Source organism: Pantoea sp. A4 (assembly GCF_000295955.2).
GTDB lineage: Bacteria > Pseudomonadota > Gammaproteobacteria > Enterobacterales > Enterobacteriaceae > Pantoea > Pantoea multigeneris.
Window position 1 is genome coordinate 53,931 of sequence record NZ_ALXE01000066.1, and the last position, 6,000, is coordinate 59,930.

The 6,000-nt window shown below is 55.9% G+C and carries 5 protein-coding genes; 4 read left to right on the forward strand and 1 reads right to left on the reverse strand.

The window, feature by feature from the left end; all coding sequences use genetic code 11:
* Positions 1-23 precede the first annotated feature (23 nt).
* The 3 genes from B880_RS0122975 to B880_RS26920 all read left to right on the forward strand — a co-directional run bounded on the left by B880_RS0122975 (position 24) and on the right by B880_RS26920 (position 3,193).
* On the forward strand, positions 24-2,255 hold the full coding sequence (locus B880_RS0122975; protein ID WP_017349807.1) for a TonB-dependent receptor: 2,232 nt from the start codon (positions 24-26) through the stop codon (positions 2,253-2,255).
* A 601-nt stretch (positions 2,256-2,856) separates the two neighbouring features.
* Entirely contained in the window at positions 2,857-2,991 is a 135-nt protein-coding gene (locus B880_RS27250) for a hypothetical protein (protein ID WP_272947544.1), read from the forward strand.
* Positions 2,992-3,028: 37 nt separating this feature from the next.
* Positions 3,029-3,193: a hypothetical protein gene (locus B880_RS26920; RefSeq protein ID WP_017349809.1), complete on the forward strand. Its 165-nt coding sequence runs from the start codon at positions 3,029-3,031 to the stop codon at positions 3,191-3,193.
* On the opposite strand, the gene B880_RS0122990 is transcribed toward B880_RS26920, so the two are convergent.
* Complete coding sequence (locus tag B880_RS0122990) at positions 3,190-4,338, reverse strand: hypothetical protein (RefSeq protein WP_017349810.1); 1,149 nt, start codon at positions 4,336-4,338, stop codon at positions 3,190-3,192. The two genes, B880_RS26920 and B880_RS0122990, sit on opposite strands and share 4 nt — an antisense overlap.
* A 109-nt stretch (positions 4,339-4,447) precedes the next feature.
* Here B880_RS0122990 and B880_RS0122995 point away from each other — a divergent pair, with 109 nt between their 5' ends.
* Positions 4,448-5,902, forward strand: coding sequence for a phospholipase D family protein (locus tag B880_RS0122995; RefSeq protein ID WP_017349811.1), 1,455 nt, complete (start codon positions 4,448-4,450; stop codon positions 5,900-5,902).
* The last annotated feature ends 98 nt before the right edge of the window (positions 5,903-6,000 follow it).

Sequence of the window (6,000 nt, forward strand, 5' to 3'; positions counted from 1 at the left end):
TCATCTCATCAGGTATCAACATTATGCGCCGTACGTTCTCAACGCCCGGATTCAAACCGACGCTGCTTGCCTTACTGGTCAGCACCGGTTCTTTGCCAGTGACGGCAGCCACCACAACCACGACTCAACCTAATGTCACTGCCAAAGCCGCAGCGGATGCGAATGCAGCAGCCAATACTGACAAAACGTTAGTCGTTACTGCTACGCCACAGCAGGACTTCAAGCCAGGCGGCAACCAGCTGGTGCCAGCCTACCTTGATGGGCAGATTGCGCACGGTGGTCGTCTTGGTATGCTCGGCGAGCAAAACGCCATGGACGTGCCGTTTAACGTGATTGGCTTTACCTCTAAAGCCATTCAGGATCAGCAGGCACAGACCATTGCTGACGTGATCCGCAATGATGCCACGGTACAAAACGTAAAAGGTTACGGTAACTTTGCGGAAAGCTATCGCATCCGTGGTTTCCTGATGGATGGCGACGATATGACCTTCGGTGGCTTGCAGGGTGTTGTGCCACGTCAGGTCATGGATGCTTCGCTGATTGACCGCGTCGAAATTTTCAAAGGGGCTAACGGCCTGCTCAACGGTGCCACTACCGCAGCGGTTGGCGGTATGATCAACCTCGAACCCAAACACGCGGATGATACGCCGCTGACGCGTATCGGCGTGGATTACACCTCATCATCCCAGGTGGGAGGAAACGTGGATATCGGTCGCCGCTTTGGTGATAACAACCAGTTCGGCGTGCGCTTCAATGCCGTTCATCGTGAAGGTGAAACCGGTGTAGACGGTGAGAAGAAACGCACCACCGCCGCCTCAATCGGCCTGGATTATCGCGGTGAACGCCTGCGTACCTCACTGGATGTCGGCTACCAGAAAAAGACCTTCCATGATGGCCGTATGGGGATCAACGTCAGCGGTGTGGATTCTCTGCCTGCTGTACCGTCCAACTCGACCAACTACAGCCAGCCGTGGGTGTTCAGCAACATTGAAAACGAGTGGGGCCTGGCAAAAGCCGAGTATGACCTGACAGATAGCTGGACCGCCTATGGCGCATTGGGTGCACAGCATAGCCATGAAATTGGTAACTATGCCACGCCGAAGCTGCTGAATTCCGACGGCGACCTCAGTATCAACACTTTTGATACCAACCGTCGTCAGGACAATATGAGCGGCATGTTTGGCCTGCGTGGTAACTTTGATACCGGCTTTGTCTCGCACAAAGTCAACGTAGGTTACTCCGCCCTGACCAGCAATGCGAAAAATGCCTATCGCATGTCCTTCGCGGGCAACGACTACAATATGTACGATCCGGTGAATGTGGGACGTCCAGATCCTACTTACGCGGGTGGCGAATACTACGATCCCAAAACCACTCAACGTAACCGTTCACAGGGCTACCTGCTGAGCGACACCTTAGGCGTATTGAATGACAGCCTGTTGCTGACCGTAGGGGCGCGCCATCAGAAAGTGTGGGTACGTAATTACGATTACAACACCCAGGCAGAAGATACCACTTCGCGTTACACCAACAGCCGCTGGATGCCTACTTACGGTATCGTTTATAAGCCGTGGCAGTTTGTTTCTTTCTATGCCAACCATACCGAAGCGCTGCTGCCGGGCGATGCGGCACCAAAAGGCTCAGACAACTACGGTTCTGTAACCGGTATTGCTCACTCCAAACAGAACGAAGTGGGTGTGAAAACCGACTTTGGTCGTGTGGGCGGTACGTTGGCGCTGTTTGAGATCAAAAAGCCTTCCGGCATTTTGGGTAGCGACAATGTCTACCGTATGGATGGCGAACAGCGTCATCGCGGCGTGGAACTGAATGTCTTCGGTGAACCGGTACTGGGCTTGCGTATCAACGGTAGCGCTACCTGGATCGATCCGATCATGGCGAAAACGTCTGGCGGGACTTACGACGGCAAAGAGGCAATCGGCGTGCCGCGCTTCAACTACGCGCTGGGTGCAGAGTACGACATCAAACCGATTGATGGCCTTACTGCTACTGCACTGTTAAGCCATACCGGGCCACAGTGGGCGGATTCTGCTAACACCAAGCGTATCGACAGCTACACCACGCTGGATTTGGGTGTGCGCTATCACACCAAAATCAACCAGAATGACGTCACCTGGCGCGTAGCGGTTGAGAACGTGACCAATGAGAAGTACTGGGCGAATATCGACTACTCAGGCACCTACCTGACTCAGGGCGATCCACGTACGCTGAAAGTCTCGATGAGCTACGATTTCTAAGCCATCTCACCCTCTCCTGCGGGAGAGGGTATTTCCCTCGCTCACCAGAACCTGTCAGTTTTACCTCTGCAATCCACCCACCGTACGATCTTCTGACCGCTATCAGAATTTGTCCGTCTTAGCTCTGCAATCCACCCATCGCACGATCTTCTAACCGCCACCAGAACCTGTCAGTTTTACCTCTGCAATCCACCCACCGCACGATCTTCTAACCGCCACCAGAACCTGTCAGTTTTACCTCTGCAATCCACCCATCGCACGATCTTCTGACAGCCGCAATGTGGCTCATGGGGGAAACCAAGGGGGGTATGATAGCGAGTGCGTCCACGACATGGACGTCGTGGTCGATCGGCAGGAGCAATCTTCCCGAGCAGTCATACCCCCCTTGGTTGACCTGGGTGCCCAAACCACCGCGACACCTCCCAGGCCTGAGTACTGAACCCAAATCCACCCCGACACCTCCCAGACCTGAGTACTCACCCTAAATCCACCGCGACGCCTCCCAGACCTGGCACCCAACCCACTACAGAATTTGCTGGCAAAAAAGGCGGATTCCCTTAAACTACCTCACCTTTGCTGGCCTTCCTGCTAAAACCACACTATGTCGCCACCCTCTGAACCGCAGGAACCGCTACGTGACAGCATGGATGATGCTCACTTTGCCATCATGGTGCTTGCAGTCACCTCGGTGACGCTTATAATCTTCGTGTTATTGATCACGCTGTGGATGAGCTGAACAGATCGGCAGGCACACCTTCGTCAGGGAGATTGCTATGGAAGCCAGAGACGACAAACTTATTGCTATTATCGGTTTACTGACCGCTTGCCTGATCGGCGTGGTGTTTCTGTCTGCCATGACCTGGCTGGCTGATGTGCGCCGCCCGTCTGAATCCTCCCTTGATGTGCAAAACTGCTACGCGGCAAAACCCCACCGTTAAACTTCCTGATAGCGGCTCTGTAATTTGATCTGCTGACTGCGCAACTCCAGCGCCAGCGCTTCATGCAGCGTGCGGTTGCCGTTAGGATCGCCCAGACCTAACAGCGCCCCCGGCGAGCGGCGATCATCTGCCCACATTGGGTATTCCACCACCGGATAAACCGAAATTCCCTCTACCGCAATGCCCTGATTTAACGCCAGCGTGACCTCTTCACTCACCTGACGCAGCCACGGCGCGCGCGCATCCCCTTCGGCACCGGTTTCGGCTAACAACAGCGGGCGCTGATAGCGCTGCCAGTACTGGGCGAGAAGCTGGTGCAGTGGCAGACGTGCAGGGTGATCAACCGGCATCGGTGCGCCCGCGAAAAACCAGTGGTTATCGGGATAATAGTTGAGTCCCAAAATATCCAGACAGTCCAGCGACCCGCCCAGCTCGGGAGCCTGTATTCCGGCCAGCATATCCCAGGCTTCGAACTGCGCCTGATGCTGCGCATCCGCATGGGGCTTACTGTCGGGATTGTCCGGCTCGGCGGCAATTTGTACCAGCGGATCGGTCAGCACAAAGCGGGCTTCGGGGTAAACTTCGCGGATGGCATGTATCGCGGCAAGCGAGGCTCTTACCAACTGACGCTTCAGCTCGCGCCCGCGTTCAGCGCTGTGGGGATTGAGCCAGGCCACATCCGCCCCGGCCCATGACCAGAAAGAGATCTGATTCACCGGCGTAAAGAAGGGCAAGCGGATGCCTTCGTCATACATCAGTTGCGCCATCGCCCCGGCAAAGCGACTGAAGTGATCGACAAAACTGTTTTTCCAGATATTCAGATGATCGGGATAGCCGAAATGCGCCAGTTCCCAGATAATCTGTAATCCGTGGCGCTGCGCCGCCTGTACCATGGGCAAAAAGCTGCTCCAGTCATACTGATTGGGAACCTGTTCAATCAGGTGCCAGCGCGCCCCGTCGCGTGCGCTGAGCAGACGCAGCGCTTTTAGCGCAGCATAATCATGGTCGAGTAGCATATCGTGTCCGCTGCTGATCACCATGTCCAGCCGTTTACCTTCGCTACGGCAGGCGGTGGAGCAGGGAAAGCTACCCTGAAAAAAACTGCGAAACAGCCGGGGCTGATGGCGTTGTGGGATATCCTGCATTTTTTTCCTGCCCTCCGTTGAAGCGCGGATACAGAGTGTCCGCATAAGTCTAGACTAGAAATAGCCCTCACTGAGGGTTTGCAGTGGGCAATGTTGACAGGGAAAAACCATGACCGAAGCTGTGGATTATCAAACTGCCAGCCGCGGTTGGCTGGCGGATAAATTACAACCGCGCTGTGCACAGCATCCGGGGCAGAGCGGCATTCATCCGCTGGCGGAAGGGTTAGATGCGTTTGCTGCGCGCTATCTGCTGCTGGAGCGCGCCGAGTACAGCATTGATGTGCAGTACTATATCTGGCACAACGATATGTCAGGGCGGATGCTGTTCAATGCGCTGCTCGCCGCCGCTGAGCGCGGTGTTACGGTGCGCCTGTTGTTGGATGATAATAATACGCCGGGGCTGGATGATACGCTGGCGCAGCTGGATGCCCATCCAAATATCAGCGTGCGTCTGTTTAATCCTTTTTCGTTTAGAACCCTGCGCGCCCTGGGCTATCTGACCGATTTTGCCCGTCTGAATCGTCGCATGCACAATAAAAGCCTGACGGTGGATGGCGTGGCCACGTTGGTAGGCGGGCGCAATATTGGCGATGAGTATTTTGGTGCCGGTGACGCGCCGCTGTTTGCGGATCTGGACGTGCTGGCGATTGGGCCGGTGGTGGATGAGGTTGCCACTGATTTTGATCGCTACTGGAACAGTTCGCCGGTTCACCCGCTTCGGGCGGTGATCGCGCCCCACGTTGACTGCCATGCGCCGATTGCGCTGCCGCAGGAGTGGCGAGAGTGCGAAGCGGTGCAGCTCTACCAGCAGCGGTTGGCGGCTTCTGAGTTTATGCATCACATTGCGCGGGGAACCCTGGCCATGACGTGGGCCAAAGCGCGTTTGCTGAGTGATGATCCGCGCAAGGGCCTGGGCAAAGCCCGCCGTGGTTCGCTGTTACCTCAACGGATGTTGGAGGTGATTGGGTTGCCACAGCGTCAGTTCGATATTATTTCCGCCTACTTTGTACCGACGCGCGCGGGTGTGGCGCAGTTGTTGGCACTGCGGCGGCGCGGCGTGAAAATTGCCATTATGACCAACTCCCTGGCCGCGAATGATGTTTCGATTGTGCATGCAGGTTATGCCAAGTGGCGTAAGAAACTGCTGCGCCACGGCGTGACGTTGTATGAGATGAAGCCGCAGGACTCTGCCGGTGAGGTGCCGCACGATCGCGGCCTGACCGGGAATTCCGGCTCCAGCCTGCATGCCAAGACGTTTACGGTGGATAACCACACCCTGTTTATCGGCTCGTTTAATTTTGATCCCCGTTCGGCGATGTTGAATACCGAAATGGGGATTGTGATTGAGTGCGAGGCGCTAGCCGGGCAGACCCATGAGCGCTTTAGCCAATCGATGCGCGAGCGTGCCTGGACGTTGCGATTAGATAAGTGGCGGCGGGTGAACTGGGTTGAGTATCCCGGCGAAGCGCATGAAGTGGTGCACACTCACGAACCCGGCTGCACCTGGTGGCAGCGTTTGCAAGTGCGCTTAGTATGGCGACTGCCCGTCGAGTGGTTGCTGTAGGTGCTGTCAGAAGCCCCAGCCCTTGGTGAGTTTCAGTGCTTAACTTCCAAACGGCCTATGTTCAGGCAATAGAGTCGTATGGATTTCGGAGGGCAGGG